The sequence below is a fragment of the Shewanella xiamenensis genome, from assembly GCF_014647135.1.
Classification (GTDB): Bacteria; Pseudomonadota; Gammaproteobacteria; order Enterobacterales; family Shewanellaceae; genus Shewanella; species Shewanella xiamenensis.
In genome coordinates, this window is record NZ_BMOP01000002.1 from 84,240 (window position 1) to 106,000 (window position 21,761).

General features: G+C 45.5%; 21 protein-coding genes. 15 read left to right on the forward strand and 6 right to left on the reverse strand.

Features of this window, described 5'->3' with window-relative positions; all coding sequences use genetic code 11:
* The first annotated feature begins 48 nt into the window (after positions 1 to 48).
* A complete protein-coding gene (locus IEY09_RS01980; RefSeq protein WP_188869641.1) occupies positions 49 to 1,818 on the forward strand; it encodes a sensor histidine kinase in 1,770 nt (589 codons plus the stop codon).
* A gap of 10 nt (positions 1,819 to 1,828) precedes the next feature.
* Entirely contained in the window at positions 1,829 to 2,428 is a 600-nt protein-coding gene (locus IEY09_RS01985) for a response regulator transcription factor (protein WP_037425499.1), read from the forward strand.
* A 94-nt stretch (positions 2,429 to 2,522) separates the two neighbouring features.
* Here IEY09_RS01985 and IEY09_RS01990 read toward each other — a convergent pair whose 3' ends face one another.
* Positions 2,523 to 3,305: a TetR/AcrR family transcriptional regulator gene (locus IEY09_RS01990; protein WP_047539632.1), complete on the reverse strand. Its 783-nt coding sequence runs from the start codon at positions 3,303 to 3,305 to the stop codon at positions 2,523 to 2,525.
* A gap of 337 nt (positions 3,306 to 3,642) precedes the next feature.
* On the opposite strand from IEY09_RS01990, the gene IEY09_RS01995 reads away from it, so the two are divergent.
* From IEY09_RS01995 to IEY09_RS02015, 5 genes are all read left to right on the forward strand, one after another.
* A complete protein-coding gene (locus IEY09_RS01995; protein ID WP_188869643.1) occupies positions 3,643 to 5,163 on the forward strand; it encodes a flavocytochrome c in 1,521 nt (506 codons plus the stop codon).
* 3 nt (positions 5,164 to 5,166) lie between these two features.
* Positions 5,167 to 5,538: a cytochrome c3 family protein gene (locus tag IEY09_RS02000; RefSeq protein ID WP_099457720.1), complete on the forward strand. Its 372-nt coding sequence runs from the start codon at positions 5,167 to 5,169 to the stop codon at positions 5,536 to 5,538.
* A gap of 38 nt (positions 5,539 to 5,576) precedes the next feature.
* On the forward strand, positions 5,577 to 6,710 hold the full coding sequence (locus IEY09_RS02005; RefSeq protein ID WP_188869809.1) for a porin family protein: 1,134 nt from the start codon (positions 5,577 to 5,579) through the stop codon (positions 6,708 to 6,710).
* 108 nt (positions 6,711 to 6,818) lie between these two features.
* Positions 6,819 to 7,901 carry a hypothetical protein gene (locus IEY09_RS02010; protein WP_188869645.1) on the forward strand — a complete coding sequence of 361 codons (1,083 nt, stop codon included), beginning with the start codon at positions 6,819 to 6,821 and terminating at the stop codon, positions 7,899 to 7,901.
* Positions 7,902 to 8,071: 170 nt separating this feature from the next.
* Complete coding sequence (locus tag IEY09_RS02015) at positions 8,072 to 8,815, forward strand: cupin domain-containing protein (RefSeq protein ID WP_188869647.1); 744 nt, start codon at positions 8,072 to 8,074, stop codon at positions 8,813 to 8,815.
* Between the two features lie 451 nt (positions 8,816 to 9,266).
* Here the strand turns inward: IEY09_RS02015 and IEY09_RS02020 are convergent, their stop codons facing one another.
* From IEY09_RS02020 to IEY09_RS02030, 3 genes are read right to left on the reverse strand one after another with little or no spacing between them, the layout of a single operon-like run.
* Positions 9,267 to 9,599, reverse strand: coding sequence for a heavy-metal-associated domain-containing protein (locus IEY09_RS02020; RefSeq protein WP_055647329.1), 333 nt, complete (start codon positions 9,597 to 9,599; stop codon positions 9,267 to 9,269).
* Positions 9,596 to 9,913, reverse strand: a complete 318-nt coding sequence (locus IEY09_RS02025; protein WP_047540796.1) for a mercuric transporter MerT family protein — start codon at positions 9,911 to 9,913, stop codon at positions 9,596 to 9,598. The genes IEY09_RS02020 and IEY09_RS02025 overlap by 4 nt, the downstream gene beginning before the upstream one ends.
* A gap of 16 nt (positions 9,914 to 9,929) precedes the next feature.
* A complete protein-coding gene (locus IEY09_RS02030; protein ID WP_169546981.1) occupies positions 9,930 to 11,066 on the reverse strand; it encodes a transglutaminase domain-containing protein in 1,137 nt (378 codons plus the stop codon).
* A 458-nt stretch (positions 11,067 to 11,524) separates the two neighbouring features.
* On the opposite strand from IEY09_RS02030, the gene IEY09_RS02035 reads away from it, so the two are divergent.
* From IEY09_RS02035 to IEY09_RS02060, 6 genes are all read left to right on the forward strand, one after another.
* Positions 11,525 to 12,601: a hypothetical protein gene (locus IEY09_RS02035; protein ID WP_037415766.1), complete on the forward strand. Its 1,077-nt coding sequence runs from the start codon at positions 11,525 to 11,527 to the stop codon at positions 12,599 to 12,601.
* Between the two features lie 9 nt (positions 12,602 to 12,610).
* Complete coding sequence (locus IEY09_RS02040; protein WP_037425478.1) at positions 12,611 to 13,021, forward strand: type 2 periplasmic-binding domain-containing protein; 411 nt, start codon at positions 12,611 to 12,613, stop codon at positions 13,019 to 13,021.
* Positions 13,022 to 13,065: 44 nt separating this feature from the next.
* Positions 13,066 to 14,685 carry a methyl-accepting chemotaxis protein gene (locus tag IEY09_RS02045; protein ID WP_037415762.1) on the forward strand — a complete coding sequence of 540 codons (1,620 nt, stop codon included), beginning with the start codon at positions 13,066 to 13,068 and terminating at the stop codon, positions 14,683 to 14,685.
* A 627-nt stretch (positions 14,686 to 15,312) separates the two neighbouring features.
* Positions 15,313 to 15,696: a RidA family protein gene (locus IEY09_RS02050; protein ID WP_037416092.1), complete on the forward strand. Its 384-nt coding sequence runs from the start codon at positions 15,313 to 15,315 to the stop codon at positions 15,694 to 15,696.
* 22 nt (positions 15,697 to 15,718) lie between these two features.
* On the forward strand, positions 15,719 to 16,993 hold the full coding sequence (locus IEY09_RS02055; protein WP_037415760.1) for an L-cysteine desulfidase family protein: 1,275 nt from the start codon (positions 15,719 to 15,721) through the stop codon (positions 16,991 to 16,993).
* Positions 16,994 to 17,034: 41 nt separating this feature from the next.
* Positions 17,035 to 17,715, forward strand: a complete 681-nt coding sequence (locus IEY09_RS02060) for a helix-turn-helix transcriptional regulator (RefSeq protein ID WP_144345658.1) — start codon at positions 17,035 to 17,037, stop codon at positions 17,713 to 17,715.
* 56 nt (positions 17,716 to 17,771) lie between these two features.
* Here the strand turns inward: IEY09_RS02060 and IEY09_RS02065 are convergent, their stop codons facing one another.
* Positions 17,772 to 19,346: an RCC1 domain-containing protein gene (locus IEY09_RS02065; RefSeq protein ID WP_188869649.1), complete on the reverse strand. Its 1,575-nt coding sequence runs from the start codon at positions 19,344 to 19,346 to the stop codon at positions 17,772 to 17,774.
* A 204-nt stretch (positions 19,347 to 19,550) separates the two neighbouring features.
* Positions 19,551 to 20,465 carry a polyprenyl-phosphate transporter gene (locus tag IEY09_RS02070; protein ID WP_188869651.1) on the reverse strand — a complete coding sequence of 305 codons (915 nt, stop codon included), beginning with the start codon at positions 20,463 to 20,465 and terminating at the stop codon, positions 19,551 to 19,553.
* A gap of 237 nt (positions 20,466 to 20,702) precedes the next feature.
* Here IEY09_RS02070 and IEY09_RS02075 point away from each other — a divergent pair, with 237 nt between their 5' ends.
* Both IEY09_RS02075 and IEY09_RS02080 read left to right on the forward strand, forming a co-directional pair.
* Positions 20,703 to 21,194, forward strand: a complete 492-nt coding sequence (locus tag IEY09_RS02075; protein WP_037415749.1) for a hotdog fold domain-containing protein — start codon at positions 20,703 to 20,705, stop codon at positions 21,192 to 21,194.
* A gap of 111 nt (positions 21,195 to 21,305) precedes the next feature.
* Positions 21,306 to 21,743 carry a nucleoside deaminase gene (locus IEY09_RS02080; RefSeq protein WP_088585881.1) on the forward strand — a complete coding sequence of 146 codons (438 nt, stop codon included), beginning with the start codon at positions 21,306 to 21,308 and terminating at the stop codon, positions 21,741 to 21,743.
* Positions 21,744 to 21,761: the final 18 nt, after the last annotated feature.

The following is a 21,761-nucleotide window of genomic DNA, read 5'->3' on the forward strand; positions in this document are numbered from 1 at the left end:
TCTTGGAGCCTAAGTCACTTAATGAAATCGCACTGTCAGGTTTAAACCATGTATCAATTCTTCACTCGATTAATGTTTATCCTGGCCTTTTTTATTGGCTTCAATCTGCCAGCCATTGCCGCTGCTCCCCCTGCAAGTGATCCGGTGCGGATTGGTATCATGGCATTTAATGAGCCCGATGAAGTCATGGCCAATTGGCAGCCTACCGCTGATTGGCTGAGTCAGCAGCTGCATCGTCCAGTACAACTCACGCCATTAACGCCAACTCAATTAGATGAAGCATTAGCTAAGCAACGTATCGACTTTTTAATTGGCAACGCCCTCACCACGGTCGCATTTAAAAAAAACTATGGCACCAGTCACTTACTCACCCTAGTCCATAACCGCGTGCATTCACCCGAACAGAGCATCGGCTCTGCCATCGTCACGCGAATTGACAACAACCTGAGCCAATGGGCACAACTTAAAGATGAAAAGTTAGTATCAAGCGACCCGCAAGCCTTTGGCGGATTTCAAATTTTTGCAGCGACAATGGCAACCAAAGGCATCAATGCCTACCGCGATATTCCCCAGCTGCGTTTTATTGGTTTTCCACAGCAAAAACTATTGCAAATGCTGTTATCGGGTGAGGCTGATGTTGCGGTATTACCTAGCTGTGTGTTGGAAAACGCACTAGAGCGAGGACTCATTCCGGCGAATAAATTAAAAGTGGTGCTTAAGCAAGCGCATCCTGATTTTGCCTGCGAAGTATCCACCCAGTTGTATCCCGGCTACGCCCTAACTAAATTAGGCCATACCGACCATAAACTCGCCACCCAAGTGGTCGCCAGCCTGTTACAAATTCCCCCAGAGAGCCAAGCGGCGGAGCAAGGAAGATATCAATATTGGTCAGCCCCCGTGGACGATAGTCCGGTATTTGAGCTGTTAAAACAATTAGAGCAATGGCCATTTGTCACTAACTGGCAGCGATTACTGCATAGCGCCTTGCCTTGGGGTGGAAGCCTCATCTTTGTCTTGTTACTCGGCTATATTCACCACTTAAGGGTTAAACGTTTAGTGGTCAAACGCACCCAAGCCTTATCTGCCGAAATAGCCCATCATCAGCACACCCAAAAAATCTTACTCGAGCAACAACAACAGTTTTACCGCGCCCAACGGGTACTGCTGACGGGCGAAATGGCCTCAGGCATTGCCCACGAGCTAAAACAACCCCTGGCCGGTATTCGCTATCTCACCCAAGGCTGTTTATATCGGCTAGATAACACCCAAGCCGAGCTTGCTACCGCGCTCAATAAGGTCATCAACCAGGTCGATAGAGCCCAAACCACTATCCATCGTCTGCGCACATTTTGCCAACAAACCAGTGATTACCAGCCCTGTGATTTACGCGCCGTGATAGAAGAAACCTTGACCTTGATGCAACCTGAATTTCAGCGGCTCAAACTCAGCCCTAAAGTCAACTTACAAACCTTACCCGTATTTGCCGATGCCAGTTTGCTCCAGCAAGTGCTGGTGAATTTATTACGCAATGCCCTAGATGCCATGGAAAACAGCCCCCATAAGTCATTGATTATCGACACAGGTACCACAAGCGAAAGCGTCTATATTCATATCACTGACTCGGGTTGCGGCCTGAGTGATAACGCCCTCGAACGCTTATTCTTTCCCTTTGAAACATCAAAACCCCAAGGGCTTGGCCTAGGCATGGTTATCTGCAAACGCATTATTGAGGAACACAAAGGCAAAATTGAAGCACAGCACGCCGCGCCGGGGTTAACGGTAAAAGTCACCCTGCCACTCAACCAGCCATCAGCTTAAGAGAGCTCAAATGACACCACTTTACCTTGTAGATGATGATCAAGATGTACTGGATTCGTTAAGCTGGATGCTTGAAGGGATGGGGCTTAACTGCAAAGGCTTTAACGCTGCGGATACGTTTTTAAAAAGCGTTGATATCAAGCAACCCGCCGTACTTTTGCTCGACATCAAAATGCCAGGTATGGACGGCGTGGCACTGCTAAGCCATTTAAATCAAGTGCAAAGTGTAATCAGCGTCATCATGCTCACCGGTCACGGCACCATTGCCATGGCCGTAGACTGCATCCAACAGGGCGCACTCAACTTTCTTGAAAAACCGGTTGATGGTGAGAAGCTATTTCAGCTTTTAACCCAAGCTCAACAACATACTGAGCAAAAATGGCATCAACAAAATTTGCAATCAGACATTGCCAATCGACTCGCCACCCTCAGCCAGCGTGAAACGCAGGTGATGGAGGGTATTCTGGCGGGAAAAATGAATAAAGTCATCGCGGCGGAGCTAGATATTGCGCAGCGAACCATTGAGTTGCACAGGCAAAAAGTCATGCAAAAAATGCAGGTAAGTAACGCCGCCGAACTTGCTTGGTTGCTAGCCAATCATAAATTTTGAAATTAAGCTTATGATTTAATCAGCCTAATTCTTAGTCGCAGTGAGACAAAGCTCGCTCACTGCGCGTGGAATAAAACCCGAATTGCAGGACGCCCTAACCACACTGACGAGTACAGGGAGATAATGCCTTGGTGTCGGTATTTGATAGCGCGCTACAGGCTGCGCAGGTCATATGGTCACGATAATGTTGGTCAAAAAACTTGATGGTTCTGGCCTCTAACGAATCAAACAGCGCAAAGGTTAACGGCGTTTTCCAATCGTATCGCGCCATCAGGTTTGCCAAATGTCGATAACAGGTTTCACGGCGATCAGATAAAAACTCAGGCGCAATCAATTGACTTTCAAATTGTGTCAGAGCACCCGTTAGATAAAAGGTAATTCCTTGAACTAATTCTTTTATTTGTAATGGAGTGGCGACTAATTCACCATTCTCAACCGCTAAATGTAATGAGTCTGTAAACCACCCCCAAAAAGCATTAATACGTTTTTTAAAACGTTCAACTTTTTCATCACTCGCCAATTTCCACACCATGGTATTTACCGACACCGAACGCAGCGTAAAAAAGCTACTACTGCGCTTAATGGTTTCAAAGGTAAATAATATCGGTAAAAGCACTTTCTCTTGTGCAGTTAACTCTGGATTCTTATGGATAAATATCGGTAAGTGATTTGATGTTGCACTTCTTAAAAATAAACAAACCAACACATCTTCTTTACGTTCAAAAAACTTATATAAAGTACCTGTAGAACATCCAACCTCATGTGCCAGCTGGGAAAACTTAAATGATACAATACCTTGTGATTCAATCAGCCTTTCAGCCGCATCCAATATTTGATTACAACGTAAAATAGAGAGTGAATCAGATGGACATTTCATTCATTTATTCCAACATACGTAAAAAGTACATTATGTGTTGCTAACAAATAATATTTATAGACAGTAAAGAGTTAATCGGGATAAAGGTCACATCCAAACCTCTTAAATACCAACCTTTGTGAGTTACCTCAAACTTACATTTTATCAACAGCATACTTTCATAGATTAAATTATCTTCATCTCGTTCGTTATTAAAGCAATCTACTTCAAAGAAAAGATATTCACGAGATAACTCACGAATAAAATTGTCACTGAAAAAAAGTCGTGACTCACTTCTCCTTAGGCGCGGTTCATAACCTCTATCTTGCTGGTAACTGACATAGAGGGTTAACAAAAAATGCATGATAGAAGAAGTTTTTTAAAGCTAGGTGCAAGCGCAGCGGTCGGCGGTATCGCAGCGGCACTACCAAGTGCAGCATCAGCCACTGAATGCGCCTCAAACATTAAATGGGATGAAACTCGTGATGTGATTGTGGTGGGTTCGGGTTTTGCGGGTCTGTCATCCGCACTAAATGCTAAGCGTCAAGGTCTAGGCTCGATACTGGTATTAGAAAAAATGCAGGTGATCGGGGGTAACTCTGCGATCAACGGTGGCTGGTTAGCTATCCCTAAAAACCCAATTCAATTAGCTCAAGGGATCAATGATGACTCACCCGAAGAGCTAGTGAAGGATCAAATCATTTCTGGCCGCGGTATGCAAAATACCGACATGCTGCGACAAATTGCCAATCGCGCCCTCGATGCCTACCAATTGTGTATCGACACTGGCGTCAAATTCCGCGAAGGCTTTAACCAACAAGTGGGTGGCCACAATAAAGCACGTGCTATTCGCACTCAGCACGGTGTCGGTGGCGATATCACCACAAAGCTGTACGAAGCAGGTAAAAAAGAAGGCGTTGAATACCGTCTACAACACTATGTTGAAGACTTCATCATGGATGGCCAAGAGATTGTTGGCTTGAAAGTGCGTCAAAATTATCGCTTTCCGGATCTCAAAACCGGTAAAACGATCTACATCAAAGCCAACAAGGCCGTTATCCTTGCCCACGGTGGTTTCTCACGTAACTTAGTACTACGTGAACTGGTCGACCCTGCATTAGATAAAACCTTAGATTGTACCAATGCACTCGGCGCAACTGGCGAAGTCACGCTAACGGCTATGGCCCACGGTGCTTTTCCGGTTCATATGAGCTTTATTCAAACAGGTCACTGGGGCTCGCCCGATGAAGGCGGCTTTGGCTGGTCAAATGCTCTGCTCTCGATTGGTTTCCATAAAGGAATTTCAGTCAATGTGTTAGACGGTAAGCGTTTTATGAATGAACGCGCCGATAGAAAAACCTGCTCCGATGCCATTATGAAAAACCGTCATCCAGATGGCTCACCCGCCTATCCCGTGGTGTTTTTTAACCATGACGATCATGTTGGTGCAGAAGAAGTGACCCGCGCAGTGCGTGACCAAATCGCTTGGAAAGTCGATAGCCTTGAGCAATTAGCTAAGCAATTCAATATTCCAGTTGCACAGCTCAAACAAACCGTTGCCGAGTACAACAAGCAAGTGCCCCAGCGCATCGACCCTTTATTTGGCCGCATGATGGATACGGCAGTTGAGCTTAAACCGCCGTTTATTGTGTCGCGTATTTGGCCAAAAGTGCACTACTGCATGGGCGGCTTAAAAACCGATTTAGGTGCGCGAGTCATACACAGCCAGTCACTGACCTCCATCAAAAAGCTCTATGCCGTCGGCGAAGCGACAGGCGGAACTCACGGTGGAACCCGTTTAAGTTCAACAGCTTGCCTAGAGTGCTTAACGATGGGAATTATCGTTGCTGAAACCATCAAATCTGACATGCAGGCCTAAATCATGATGAAAACATTACTACTCACACTCGTTGTTGCAACTCTGTTCACTGGCGCAGCCAATGCCGGAGACCTCGTCAAGATGAAAGGCAGCACCCAAGGCAGAACCAACCACGAATTTATCTACCAAGATGGTTGTAAAGGGTGTCACCAAGGTTCGGGTAAACAAAATGCCACCGATGCGGCCTGCGTTGAATGTCATGGCGAAATCACCAGTATTGCGGTGGATGAGTCCAAACTTGCCATCCCTGAAGCCCATCCACACAAATCACTGCACTACAACGAAGGCGCCAGCTGCTTAGCCTGTCACGGCGAGCATGAGAAAAAGGCGCCAGTGTGCGCTGAATGCCACCGCACTTGGTTCAAAGAAATGTAATTTAATTTTTATAATACAAAAACTTAAGAAAGGTAATGATGATGAAAAAGTCGACTCGGTTTATGTTGTCCATGGTGGCAACGGCTATCGCACTATCTCAAACTAGCGCCTTTGCCGCAGAGCAAGAAGATGGCATCAATGTTGGCGGTGCCGTACGCGTCAACTATGGCTATCGCGATTATGATGAAAAATCGAAAGATAAAGGCGGTGACTTTAACTTCGATATGGCCGCGATTAAATTCGATGGTAAAAAAGGCGATTTCGGTTTAGCGGCGGAATACCGTTTTACCTCAGGCACTAACTATATCAAGTATGGTTATGGCTACTACAACATTGACCCAGATTGGCAACTGCAATTTGGTATCAACAAAGTGCCCTTTGGTAACCGCGAGTTCATCTCAAACAGTTGGTGGTTTGGTCTGCCTTACTATTTAGGCTTTGAAGATGACCATGATATCGGCTTAAAAGCGACCTATGAGAAAAACGGCTGGCACACAGATTTAGCGTTTTATAAAAACGCCGAATACGGCCCAACCGAAAACAAGCGTTATTCGACCGACTTGTATACCGGCACCATCAACGGCACGGAATACAATAACGAAGAAACCAACCAACTTAACGTGCGCCAAACCTACACCGCCGAATACGAAGGTGGCGCGACCACCTTTGGTGGCTCAGTACAGGTAGGCCAAATCTACAACAGCAAAACTGGCAATAATGGCGACCGCTATGCTGTAGCACTGCATTTAGACAGCAGCTACAACGGCTGGAACCTACAAATGCAAGCCATGCAGTATGAATACAACGCTGCAGATGCTATCGACGACAACAAAATTGGCGTATCGGTAGTGAGCTGGCAGTATGAAATCGCCTCAAAAGGCCAAGCCTATAACATCAACATTGCCAAAACCGTTAACACGGATTGGGGCAGCATTAAGTTTTATAACGACTTTGGTTTAATGACGCCTGATGTTGATGACGATAGCTACGACAACAGCATGCAAAACGTCACCGGTATGGCGATTTCAGCTGGCCCAACTTACACCATGATTGACTTTGTCATGGGTAAAAACATGACCTTCTCGACCGCCAATAACGACCACGTTGGCCTACCAGAAGTCGGTAACGATTGGGATAAACGTATCAACATCAACTTTGGTTACTACTTCTAATATTTGCGCAGTTTAGGACGTCCCTCCTCCCTGCCGTTTTAGACTGCTATACCTTTTTTTGCCCTATTCGTTAGGGCTTTTTTATGTTTTTTTCTTATAGAGTGAACGATGAAACAACAATCTTTACCTACACTTGCCGTTTATTTTATCTGTTCATCCTCCCTGTATGCCGCCGATGTGCAGTTAGGCGGATTTATTAAGGCCAACACCCGCTTTGTTGAAGGCAACGTGGCCTTTCAAGACAGTTGGACAGGCGGAGGCAAGGTTGTCGAGCACAGCAAACGCACCCAATTTGGCGCCCAAGAAAGCCGCTTTAACCTGTCGCTCAACACCGATGAAGCCAAAGCCTTTGCTGAAATCGATTTTGTTGGCTCAAGCCAAGGGAATCCGATAATCTCCAACTCCTACAGTCCACGGCTTAGGCATGCCTATATCGGTTATCAAGGCGTCACCGCTGGACAAACCTGGTCAACCTTAGTCAATACCAGTACCTTTGCCGAAACAGCCGATTTAGGTGGGCCATTAGTTGGACAAGCCATGGTAAGACAAGCACTTATCCGCTATAGCACCGAACAATGGCAATTCGCCCTCGAAAATCCCTACACCTACGGCACCCAAGCCCAAACGGATGGACTAACCAGCGTTACAGCAGCCAAACCAAACTGGATTGATACCAGCCATGACTACATCCCAGATATGATTGCTCGCTACAACCAAACCGGCGAGTGGGGCAATGTGTCTCTCTCAGGCTTAGTGCGTTATTTAGATCCAGCGGGCACATCGCAATGGGCTGGCGGGCTCTCCCTTGCCGCCAAACTCCTTACCTTTGGCCAAGATGATCTGCGCCTGCAATTGCATTACGGCCACCTAGGTCGTTATGTCGGCACCGACGCTGCGCGCGATATCATCCAAGGAGAATTAGAAACCTCGACATCCGCCATGTTTGCCTACCGCCACTTTTGGACTGACTACACCCGCTCGACACTCTTTTTTGGACACACAAGCACTGAGAGAGAACAAACGGATCGCAGCCACGTTGGTGTGAATCTGTTTACCAATTTAACCCAAGCACTCACCCTAGGTATTGAAGTGGGCCGCTATCAAATTGAGGATCACAACAGCTCTGCTCATCCCAATGCGCAGCAGGGAATGGCCAACTATGCCCAGCTCAGCATGCAATTGCAGCTGTAAAGCGGCTCGGACGGTAAGATTATTCGCGAGTAAAGTCACGAATAAGTTTGCCACTCAAAATATGCCGTGATCCAATTCACCTTTACCATCAACCAATCACTTTATTGTTAGTCACGTAACAACATAACCAACACAATATCGCCACTAAGCGATGCAAAAATAGGATTGGAATGATGAAATTAAAAATGCTTTTTGGATTAGCCGCACTAACGTCTACAGCGGTTATGGCTCAAGGCCCACAATGTAACCATGCACAACTGCCCTATCAACAAATGACACCAGTGCCGTACGACAGCACACCCTATGTGCCGCAAAACACCATGCCAGAGCAGTGCAGTAACCCAGAAATCGAGGCCTACATTGCCGATTGGGAAGCAGGCAAAATCGACTTTAACACCATCAAACCCAATGACAGCATTGCCGCAGACCAACGTTTTTGTAAAACCTTGGATGACCACGGTAACGTGCTCGAAGCCAAAAACTGTGATCCTAAAAACTCACCTGTGGGTTATATCTGGAAAGAACTCTCAGACAGCCCAATGGTTATCGGTATCACCAATGGTTTGAAATCAGACCATGAGCCACATTTCCACGGTCAACCAGAGTGTTACTACGTGGTCAACGGCAGCAGTAAAACACTGGCAAACAATAAATTTGAAACCTTAGCAAAAGGTCAGTACTTCTATATTCCTGGTGCCCATATTCACAACACCCCAATCCTCAATAAAGAAGGTTTAGGTGTGTTTTACTGGTATCCAAACAACGCCCACTTTAATGGATTTAAATACTACTGGCGTAAAGATGTTAAAAACCTACGCGTGGCCGAAGAAGCCTTTGACCGTGTAGATGCCATCCGCAAACGCGACTTAGATTTAGGCCCATACGGCACCAACGAAGCCTTCTTCAAAAAATGATTTAAAAAACCGAAGTAAAACGCTTCAAAAAAAGGGGTTAACACTCAACTGTTAACCCCTTGCCATTCCCCGCTAGCACGATAGTTAACATCTGCAATCCCTAATAAAACTCGTCAACCCAAGCTGTGCGCCTTAATATAAAGCCGCTTAAATGACTTAACTTATTAGGAAATATGCAAAATGGACTTAATGTTAACTGTAGCAAGGGCAATCTGAATCGTTTTAAAAAGACCACAACACCACCAGATAAAGCAAGATACGGGTGATAACCAGTATTTGCTCCGCGTTGTTAGAAAAACAGCGTCGAATCAATATGAGTTACATGCCCAAAATCCAGCGTATCAAACGATGTTAGCCACGGACTCAATGAAAACCTTTGCGCGCTTAAAAGCCGTTCTTGAAAGCCAAGATTAGCCTGTACTAACGATTCACTCGAACGGCTAAAAGCTTCTCAACTCTGCTTTTCAACCTTGTTGATGCTGCCTTTATATCCGGTGGCATCAACAGCTTTTAGCAGATTATCGAGGTTATAATCCTCAGCGACTGTCACTACCGCTTGCTCAGTTTTCAAATTGGCTTTGGCCTTAATCACGCCATCGGTTTTGCGCAGGGCTTGATTGACGACGGTAACGCATAATGGGCAAGTCATGCCTTTAACATCGAGTGTGACCAACAGATTGTCTGCCCAAGTGGAGGGCGTAAATCCTAATGATGTGATGGCTAATAGGGTCGATAGTGTGGTTAATCGTGTGGTAAATCCTGTGATACGTGATAGTGGCTTCATTCAAACACCTCAAGCAACCAAGGTAAAACAAAGGGATACAGCTGAAAGGCCAACACAATCGGCACGCTAAGCCAGTAAATGAGCAACATTTGTCCTCGGCTAAACTTGCCGGTACAAAGCGGCTTTTTAGCAAAGTACAAACGCCAAAACCCAAACAAGATAAGCCCGGTTGACAGGATCAACATAGGCACTTGTAACCAACCTAAACTCGATAACCCCGACAGCCCCGCGGCAGAGACGCCAAACACTAAATAGATTAAGGGCGCAATACAACAAAGGCTGGAGGCGATCGCCGCAATCACTGCGGCGGTCATGGTGGCTAACAGCTGTTTAACGCTGTTCGCTTGACTGGTAGTCATAGGCAAATACTTTTGGCTCATAGTAATTGACAGGGTCGCCATCCACTTCAGCGTAAGGGTAACCAAAATTGTTGAGTGGAGTCTGCTCTGCGGCGGGGAATAAGTCAAAGTCACGGCCATAGTTAAAGCCTACCCAATTCATTTCCCAGTTACCAAATAGGTAGTCATTCACCGCTTGCACTGCAGGGTCGTTATGTTCTTTATTCTCGGTGAGGCGCATTTTAGTCACATCCGCAGGATCGGCGGGTAACCAGCCATAACCAGCAAGATAAAACATGGCACGGCAATGTTGGCCACCAGTGACATCAGCAACCCCTTTTTCATCAGCACTGCCAAAGGCTTTTTTAGAGTATTTCCCCATCTTGATCGCTTGGCCTAAACGAATACCAAACATCTCACGGGCGGGCACACCCACTGCGCGCATCAGCGCCACAAACACTGAGTTGATATCAGTGCATTTTCCACCGAGTTTGCCACTTTCAAGAATCGCGGCCACATCACCATTACCGCAACCTATCACACTGTTATCACGGTACATATTGGCACTCACCCAGTTATAAATGAGTTGTGCTTGTTTGAGTGGTTCGGTCTCTTTACCCACAATCTTATCGGCGGTCTGCTTCACGATACCGTCCACTGGCATATGCTTGGTTGGCTTAAGGTAGATAGCGACTTCAGCAGGATACTCAGGTTTTACTGGCGCGCGATAGTGGCTTAACTCGCCGCTTTTAAGGGGTTCCCAATCTTGGGTTTCTATCACTAATTCTAATGTTAAGGTCATTTTACCTTTAGCATCGGGCCAAGTCGCAAACAGGGTTTTGGCGCCATAATGGTTATTAGCACTGATATAAGCATCTTGATAAGTGCCGCTAAAGTTAAGTTTTTCAACCTGTTGAAAGGCCGTGTTTTCGGGTAGCGGCACCCATAACTTCACCACACCGGATGAGCCTTCTGGCGCGACTAATTGATAGGTATTGGTTAAGGTAAAACGGCGACGGCCGCAGGCTTTATCGACCATTGAACCTTGGGTCGACGCCGCCAACACTGGCATCACGGTTCCCGCTGCCGAGAGAATTGCTGCACCTTTCAAAAAATCACGCCTTTGCATTAGACATTCCTTATATGGATAAGTATTAGAAAAAAAGAGACCACTAAAGTACTTGATAGCGATTATAGAAAGTCCCATCTGCACCTCAATAGTGTCGTGGATGGGAATGGGATCGATGTACCCAAAACCCCTTAAAGAGCACATAAATGCAAGAACAGTTAAGATAAGTGGGACATTTTGTCGCAAAGGTATTGAGTTTAGCGGTCGGTCAATTCAGTACTCTTAAAAACGTTGTCACACATTACTTATCCATGTTTGGCTCGACAGCCTCTTAACTGATGCATGATCAAAATGACTAAACACCAAATAAATCAAAATCAAAGTAAAAAAGCCCTGAAGCTCTGCCGGAAAATGAAACTTAGACGTGATTGTTGCAAAATTGTTCCAAAAATAATGGTAAAAAACCACATTCATTCTAGGCTTAAAAATGCACATACCTTACAAAAGTAGGTTTATCTATGAAACATAAACTGTTATTCAGTCTCTGTTCTCTCTTACTTGCCACCAGTGCCCAAGCCGAAGTGAATATTTCAGGTTTTGCCTCAGTGGTTGCGGGTAGAGTAATAGATGGCACTGGCGTTGCAGAGTTTGACCTTGGTCCAACCTTCCTAGCTGATTATCCACTCGTGGGCGCATACGATGAAGATATCAGCTTTAAACCCGACACACTTTTTGGTATTCAATTTTCAGCCGATTTACTTGAAGGATTATCCGCCACTGCTCAGGTGGTTTCCCGAGGTGCCGATGACTTTTCAGCCGATTTTGAGTGGGCCTATTTATCCTACGAATTAAATGAACACTGGACGGTACAAGGCGGCAAAAAAAGACTGCCACTCTATTATTACAGTGACTTTTTCGACGTGGGATATGCCTATCCTTGGATCCGTCCACCAGCAGATAACTACACATGGCAAGTCTTTAACTACACGGGTGTCAGCGCATTATATAACTATTTAATGGGTGAATGGACTATGTCAGGACAGGTCTATTACGGCAGTGAAGATAGTGACCCCAATAAATTACTTTCTGATTTCTTCTTCCTAGAGAACACCCGTGAAGTTTGGAAAGATATTGGCGGCATCGTAGTACAATTTAACCGTGATTGGTTAGATATTCGTTTAACCCATATGCAATATACCAATGAACGTTATATTGGCGGCGTACAACAAGAATGGAACGGCAATAAACAAAGAACAGGCAAATTTTACGGCCTATCTGTAAATATTGACTATAACAATTTCTTATTTTTATCTGAGCTGAATCGCTTAGATCTCGATGGTAGTAATCTAGATACTTATCTGGTCACATTGGGATACCGCATTAATTCAGTTATGCCTTTCGTCTCATATTCTGACTTTGATGATGGTGAAGGTGGGGAAGTTCATCACACTACATCTGCGGGAATTCGCTGGGATTTCCATCCCTCAGCAGCCTTTAAAATTCAATACGATGATGTAAAAGATGAAGGCGGCCCAGGCATGAAGGTCGCGGGAGACTCGCAATCCATCAGCCTCGGCGTTGACTTGGTATTTTAGGAGAGAGACATGAAAAAATTACTTTGCTCAATCCTACTTAGCTTAGTATCAATGCCCATTTGGGCAGGCGTGGTGGTAATTGTTCATCCGAGCAATGGCGATACTATTGATCAAAAAGCGATAGAAAACATTTATCTAGGAAAAACAAAAACCTTTCCTAACGGTGCCTCCGCTGTTCCAGTGAATTTGGACAGTGCCGTACCATTAAGGGAAACCTTTGACTCAAAAGTCTTAGGTAAATCATCGAGTCAACTCAAATCCTATTGGTCACAAAAAGTATTTACCGGTAAAGGAACACCGCCCAAAGAAGTCACTAGTGGGGCAGAAATGATTAAACTTGTTTCTTCAAACCCCAATATTATTGGCTATATTGATAGTAGTGAGGCCAATGATTCGGTCAAAGTGGTTGCCGAATTTTAAGTTGGTGTGCCGGAGTATACTCCGGCACCTTTTGGGGGCTGATAATGAATTTTTTTAACAACGTTTCTATTTTTAAAAAAGTTGGCGCAATTTTTATTTTAGCTGTCGTTATATTCACATTAAATTTAAGCATTAGTGTTATTTCAATTAATAAAAATCGCGCAACGCTTAATTATATGGAGCAACAAGTTTATCAAAGAGTAGAGTTAGCCAATCAAAACGTATTTTTTGTGCAACGACTCGATGAACTTTATACCCAATCGGTTTCCTTTGCAGATGAAGATTTATTGACCAACGCGGAAAATATGTACGAGTCAGTTCGTAAGAATCTACAACAGCTTGATAGCGTTGATCCCTCGCAGGCAAATCAGTTAAACGGCTTATCTAATAAACTCACCCGCTACAATGACATGACGCTAAAGCTAGCTAAAGGCATGCTGGCTGGGACTATCGATATGGCAAATATTGGCCAAATCAGCCAAGAAAAGTCCCAAGCCTTTGAAGCGGTACTCAATGAGGTACAAGCCTACAAACAGAGTAAAATCATTGAGTTTAAACAAGCGATCAAAGAAGCCGCTGACAGATCAGAGCAAAGCCTGTGGCTAACGGTGTCCTCTGGTATTGCATTACTTATCGTGATGTTTATTGTAACCATTGCAATTGCTCGCTCGATTAGCTCCGCCGCCCATAGCGTTGCCCGCTCGCTTGAAGAACTCGCTGATGGCAAAGGGGATTTAAATCATCAACTCACTGTTTCTGGCACTGATGAGTTAGGCCAAGTTTCCAGCAACTTCAATCGATTTCTAAGATTACTTGCCGATTCCATCCTCCAAGTAGTGAACGTAACAGACCCGCTGTTAGAGAGTTCACATTCGTTAAAACAGCGGATGGAAGATGCGACTAAAGCGACTCAGCAACAGAGCCAAGATGCGAGTACAGTGCAAGTTTCAATGGAGGATATGCGTCATTCCGTCATTGAAATATCGCAAAATGCTCGACAAGCCGCCAGTGCCGCCCAAGTTGCTGAAAAAGAAGCCATGCAAGGCATGAATGTGGTGCAACGAACCATAGATATCTCCCAAGATCTCAACAAAGGAATCCAAGTTGCTTCAAATTCTATCAATGAGTTAGCTAGAGATACTGAAAATGTCACCTCAATTTTAAATGTGATTACCTCGATTGCAGAACAAACTAATCTGTTAGCGCTAAACGCCGCGATTGAGGCCGCACGAGCGGGTGAACAAGGCCGAGGTTTCGCGGTCGTCGCCGATGAGGTGCGCGCCCTGGCCTCTAAAACCGCCGATGCAACCACTGAAATCCGTCAAGTATTACAAAATCTTAAAACCGCCGCGGTTTCTTCCGTCAATACCATGAATGCCGCCTTAACCAAATCCTCAGAAAATGAAACCAATGCGAAAAATACTGGCCTCGCCTTAAAATCAATCCAAGAGCAAATCGTCAGTATTAATGGAATGAACACGAATATTGCTTCTGCAACCGAAGAACAAGCTTCTGTCGCCTCTCTCGTTGTGAATAATGTGGTTAGTATGAATGCTTCCTTTGACGAAACCTTACAGATTTTGTCACAGGTGCGAAATGTGTCAGAAGGCTTAGTCGATTTTGCCGATGAACTGAAGAATGCGACTTCGCAGTTTAAGCTTTAGCTTGATTCCCACACCTTCAAACAAGCTTTGAGGGTGTGCTCATTTCTTGCGCGTATGGGATGTTTCGAGATTAAATGTTGTTCGTTATGGCAAGATCGTGAAACAAGGAATAACGCCTAGTTATTCTACTTCAATGTCGAGCAACTTTTATGGCAAAAAGTAAGAGCAAGCGTTTGCCAGAAGACACCAAGCTCGGATAAATAAATGTATATCAAACAGCTTATTGCAATGATAACTACGTTCAATGGACTTGCAATAAGCTCACGATTGACGCGTAAACTCACCTTGTAGTGGTCAACTAAATTTGGCAACAGCTTTAGAATCTAGCCAAAATCTTCGCTCGGATTCATTTGGGCTTAATCCTCTTAATACTATTAATCCTATTAACCAGAGTTGAGGCTAACAAGGGTATTACCGAGTCATAAAACCGCTATCTAATGCAAATTCATTTGAGTCAAAGCCAAGTTGAGTGTTTCCAACAGTAGTCACCACAGAACATAACAATCTGATATAGCTAAATAAAAAACACAAAAACTTTCTATGGATACAAAAATATTTGCAATAACGATTGCTCTATCGCCAAAAAATGCAAATAATGTTGCAAATTTAGACTTTGGTGATTCAATCATGAAAAGCATTATTCACGCAGAGCACGCGCCTCTGGCCATTGGCCCTTATTCCCACGGCACTCGCTATAACAACCTTATTTTTACCTCAGGACAACTGCCAGTATGCAAAGACAAAGGTGGCGTGGTTGATGGCGGCATCAGCGAGCAATCGGTGCAATGCCTTGAGAATCTAAAATACGTGCTCGAAGCTGGCGGCGGCAGCATTGAAACCGTACTTAAAACCACTTGTTACTTAAGCGAAATCAGTGATTTTGCCGCTTTTAACGACGTTTATAAAACCTATTTTAAAACCGACTGCCCAGCGCGCAGCTGTTTTGCGGTGAAGGATCTCCCACTGGGTGTCAAAGTGGAAATCGAAGCCATCGCCCACGTTAACGATTAAGCATCTGTAAGGTTGTACCCCGATGAAACCCCAATGGCAGCAGTATATTCACATCATCAACCAAGTTGTTAAACCTGCTTTAGGCTGCACAGAGCCGATTGCCGCAGCTTACGCGGCGGCGGTTGCACGCACATTGTTGACTGGTGATCCAGATGCAATTGCAGTGCAGGTCTCTGATAATCTGTATAAAAACTCAATGGGCGTCTATGTGCCAGGCACAGGCAAAATTGGTCTTGCGATCGCTGCCGCCACTGGCGCACTTGCGGGCAATGCCGACGCAGGATTGGAAGTACTAGCCAGCGTCACCCCAGAGCAAGTGGCGCAAGCACAAACCCTTATTGATGCGGGTAAAGTGAAGGTTGAGCGTACCGCGACCGATGAATTTATCTATTGCTGTGTGACATTAACCGCGGGTGAACAAGAGGCCATGGTGAAAATCTGCGGCGGCCATACTTTAATAGCCGAAAAGCGCCTAAATGGTGAGTTAGTATTTACCGCCGATAACGCCCAAGCCAAGGCTACAGGCTCAATCTGCGACGGCGTCGATATCAATATTGAATCGATTTACCACTTCGCCCAAGAAGTCCCCTTCGAAGAAATCCAATTTATCCTTAAAGCCTCTGAGTTAAATAGCAAATTATCCGATGAAGGTATGTCCAAACCCTATGGATTAGAAGTCGGCCGCACCATGAAAAACGGTATTGCCGCGGGGATTATTGGCGAAGACCTACTCAATAAAATTGTGATGCTAACTGCGGCAGCTTCCGATGCGCGTATGGGCGGCGCTAATCTGCCCGCCATGAGCAATTTAGGCAGTGGTAACCAAGGGATTGCGGCCACGATTCCGGTAGTGATCACCGCTCAGTGTTATAAAGTCAGTGAAGAAAAACTGGCGCGCGCCTTAATTATGAGCCACTTAGGGGCGATTTATATTAAGTCACACTACCCGCCATTATCGGCATTTTGTGGCAATACGGTCACCAGCGCCGCCGCCTCTATGGCGATGGTGTATTTAGCAGGCGGCAGTTTCGAGCAATCCTGCTTTGCGATTCAAAACGTTATCAGCGACAGCTCGGGTATGGTCTGTGATGGTGCGAAAGCCTCCTGCGCTATGAAGGTCAGTACCTCATCGAGTGCGGCGGTGCGCTCCTTCTTAATGGCGCTCAACAGCCAAAACGTTTCTGGGCAAGGCATCATTGCCAAAGATGTTGAGAAGACCATCAAAAACATTGGCAGAATGGTCCTTAATGGTATGTCATCAACGGATGTCACCATTATTAACATCATGTCAGAGTAAGACGGTTATTCCTGATAGGCTTCTGAATAAAGGCTAACATGATGAAATTACATGACTTAACCCAAAGCGATCTGGATATACTCAAGTCGATCGAAAATATCGTCGATGGGATTGCCACCATGTATGGCCAGCACACTGAAGTGGTGCTGCACAGCTTAGATGCTAAGCATCCTTCGGTGGTCAAAATTGCCAATGGTCATATAACCGGGCGAGAAGTTGGCGCGCCGATTACCAATCTTGCGATACAAAAACTAAAATCGGGACAAGATATTTCTAACGCTTACCTGACAAAATGTGCCAACGGTAAAACACTCCGATCAACCACCACCATTATCCGCAATAGCAAAGATCAACCGATTGGATTGCTCTGTATCAACACGGATATGGATGCCCCATTGCAATCAGTCCTGCGCACTATGATGCCAGAACAACTGTTTAGCAATGAGCAGACCCATTCACCCGAAGTATTCGCACGCAATATTGATGAGGCGCTACATAGTGCGATTGACAGTGTGAATCACGAAGTTCGTGCTAACGCTGCGATTTCACCTTCACAAAAAAGTCGCGAAATCGTCAATCAACTCCATGAATTAGGGATTTTTGAACTCAAGGATAGCGCCCAAGTAGCAGCGACTCGATTGGGGATTTCAGTGCATTCCATTTACCGCTATTTGCGTGAAATCAAAGCCAATCAAGCTGAAAACGACAAAGCCTCAGCCTAAAATAAAGGGCTAAGATCTAATAACCTTAGCCCTTGCGTTTTAGTGTTTTGCGCTCGTTATTGTGTGTCTTGTCCGCTCAAGCCCATCATATTCCATGCCTGTACCGTGCCATCGGCCATTAACGCAATGGCATCAAACAAATTGCTTCGAATCTCGCGCATTTGACTCAAATCAACGGCTTGCTTATCTAACGTCATCGCAGGCTCTTCACCCATCCATACAGCAATGGAACCATCTTGGCGTTTAACCGTAAACCCAAAGCCTGTCGGGAAAATATCCGATGCTTGAGTGATTTGAGTTTTAGGTCCAGAGTGACCATCAACCACAGTGCCATCCTGTTTTAAAAAGGCAAACTCCCGCTCATAGGTCACCACCTTGTCCACCTGCGGGATTTCTTGATAACGTGGTTGATGCTGTCCCAAGTCCCAACCTTCCCAAGCAACGGCCGTATTATCCCGACGTAGCGCGACAAATCCCTCATCAAAGGGATAAACCTTATCAATGTTTTGCAACTTTTCCTGTATGACTGACGTATCGGCACCATTGAATTTACTGCCCCATACGTACAGTTGACGACTAATGGTTAGAGCGGCAAACGCACCACGATTTGCATAAATATCAATTACTTTATTGGCGCGACTTGTGGTAGATAAACGCGCTGGAAACGCGGCATGATACTCAATCAATTCGCCCTCACCCCACGAATATACGCTGCCATCAGCCAGCAGTGCCGCGAACCCATGATCGGTGTTAACAACTTTCACAGCAGGCGCTAATTGGCTAAGTTTGGCTAATTGTTCACGGCCTTTTTGCTCATCGCTGAGCCCGCCCCAAGACACTAATTTCCCTGTCGCTGTCCTCGCGGTAAAGGCATTATCATTAGCATAGAGCAAATCGACATGGGTAAGTTCAGAGGCTACGTGACGACTATCGCCGCCATAATCGGCGCCCCCCCAAGTGACTACAGTTCCATCTTGCTTTAAGGCAGCAAAGGCACCTTTGTTAATCAACACTGTGTCAATATTGGTCATAGCAGGCGCGGCATATTGCCCCGAGATCAGTTCGGCAGGCGTTGAATCCAAGTTAGACCAACTCACTACACTGCCATCTTGTTTGATGGCCGCATACAGCACCTCTCCCAACACAAAAGAACGAACACCTGTCAGCACTTGCTTCATCGCCATTCCCCAAGGAATAAGCTTTCCGTCATGGGTTAAGGCCGCAAAACCACAACTATCCTCTGCCGCATATAGGTGTTTTACATTGACCAGAGGCTCGGCGGCATTATTGATATCGCCGCCACAGTCAGGCTCGCCCCATGCCACCACAGTGCCATCTTGCTTGAGCGCCGCAAATGCACTGAGATTACTGTAGATTTGACTCACTTGGGCTAACTGAGCGGGCATCGGGATTTTGGGCGAATCGTCAACCAACTCAAGGTTGTTCGGGGTGGAAGTGACAACATTATTCACGGCGGTTGATGGCCGATGAGCTAAGATCGTGTCAGAAATTTGCTGCTTTAATTCAGGTGATATCTCAGAATCTTGTTTATCAATGAGCAAGTTAACTACATGACCTAAGGCAAAAATTGCTAGCGCCACACCAACCCAGGGAACCTGTTTTTTTTCCACAACTATATCCTTATCGTAACGACAAACTCTCACTGAGTTTAAACGGATGCACAACATCGATGGCTGAGCACTCATTATAATTGGGCGATTGTAACTAAAGTACGAGCAAAATGACATTGCCCTAAAGTCGAGATATTCCATCGCCCTTAAAACAGAAAAGCAGCGATATTCGCTGCTTTTATTCAACATCATCCACAGAATTAGCTAATCCCGTTTACCAACCTTTTCTAAGCCCCACACTAAAGCAATCGCCGCTAACATGCACACAATAGCAAACAAGAGTTGTGAGGGCTGGCCAGTCACTTGCTCAAAATTAAGTGGCGAAATATTTTGTTCCAGCAAAGGCACTTGCTCGCCATGGGAGTTGGTCTGCCAGGTTAAGGTTTGTTTCCAAGGCCAAATTTTGCCTAAGGTACCAAGCATCAATCCGGTTAAAAACACGATAGTAGCATCATGGTATTTACGTAGCAGCGCCGACAATAAATGGCTGAACGTCAATAATCCCATCACAGCCCCAACAGCAAAACACGCCAAAATATCGAGTTGAATATTTTTGGCTGCTGCTAATACAACGGGATATAAGCCAAGCAATAATAAGATAAAACTGCCCGAAATCCCGGGTAACACCATGGCACAAATCGCAATCGCACCGCCAAAGAAGATATTTAAGTAACTGGCTTCCACCGACACAGGATTAAGCACAGTAATTGCCCAAGCAGCCAACACGCCGAGCACAAATAAACCTAAGCGCGCCAGCGTAAAGCCACTCACCTGCTTGAGCATATGCACCACAGAAATAATGATTAAGCCAAAGAAGAATGACCAAATCGGAATGGGATGCGCCACCAGCAACCACGAAATCAGCTTAGCGAAGCTAAAAATACTGGTCAGGATCCCCGCCAATAAACTCACTAAAAATCCGCCATTGATGTGTATAAAAGCGCCTTTTAGCCCCTGCGACTTAATCACCCCCCAAAGGGATGGATTGATGCGCTTAACGCTTTCAAGCAAGGTATCAAGAATGTCAGTAATGAAGGCGATGGTGCCGCCCGAAACCCCTGGCACCACATCGGCGGCGCCCATGGCCATGCCCTTAAAATAGGTCAGCAAATATTTCAATGTAAGTCCTTGTTGCTAAATCAATATGTGGTGTCATTGATGACAAATTTGTCGTGATTATACGGTGTTAGCCTAAAAACAGCGAAATGAAGTTTACTTAATTCAGCCGACTGGCAATTATTGTTACCTCAATGTTACACTCATCCGACCAGAAAAAGATAACCGCGCCACTAAGACCTAACATAATCATTGGCCAAAGATTATCCCCCTTAGTTTGCACTCCGATGAAGGATAAACATGAGTACTCACGAAGAAACCCGTACCAAACCTAACAAGGTGCTTGCGCTTTACCACAAGACCCAAGGTTTACCCTTTGGCCAAAAAATCTTCTCAATGATGGTGTCACGTATGGCGCCTTATTTTGGCACCATCAAACCACTGATCACTGAATTACGCCTTAACTACTGTTCATGTTTAATAAAAAAACGTCATGCTGTTCATAACCATATAAAAACGGTGCACGTGATTGCGATTTGTAATGGCCTAGAAATGGCAATGGGCGTGATGGCCGAAGCCTCGATACCCGCCCATTTACGCTGGATCCCTAAGGGCATGAGTGTGGATTACACCGCCAAAGCGGGCAGCGATATTTTGTGTGTGGCTGAAGTCACGCCAGAGCAATGGGCCCCCGGCGATATGCTGGTGCCCGTAACCGCCTACGACACTCAAGGAGTCGTGGTCGTGAAGGGGCATATCAAATTATGGATTTCAGAAAAGCCGCAAAAATAAGTTAACGCCACCGAGCCAAGGTTAATCGTCAAGCAAGATAACAAGTTAAGTTGTCTTGCCCAAACCTTACGGACTGCTATGCTAAGCAAAACAATCTAACAGGGGGACAACATGGATGAATTTTTACAGGCCGCCATTGATGAAGCCAAACAAGGATTAGCCGAAGGCGGTATCCCCATTGGCTCAGTATTAGTGATTGACGGTAAAATTGTCGCCCGCGGGCATAATAAACGTGTGCAGCAAGGCAGCGCCGTATTACACGCTGAGATGGATTGCCTCGAAAACGCTGGCAGATTGACCGCCGCCGATTATCAAAAAGCCACGCTCTATTCAACCCTCTCCCCCTGCGATATGTGCAGTGGCGCTATTTTACTCTACGGCATCCCTAAGGTAGTGGTCGGTGAAAATGTCACTTTTCAAGGGCCGGAAGCCTATGTACAGTCCCGCGGAGTCGACGTGACAGTGGTAGACAATCACGAGTGCAAGCAATTAATGCGCGATTTTATCGCCGCCAAGCCACAGCTATGGAACGAAGATATTGGTGAATAGCCAATATTTTTTAAGCTT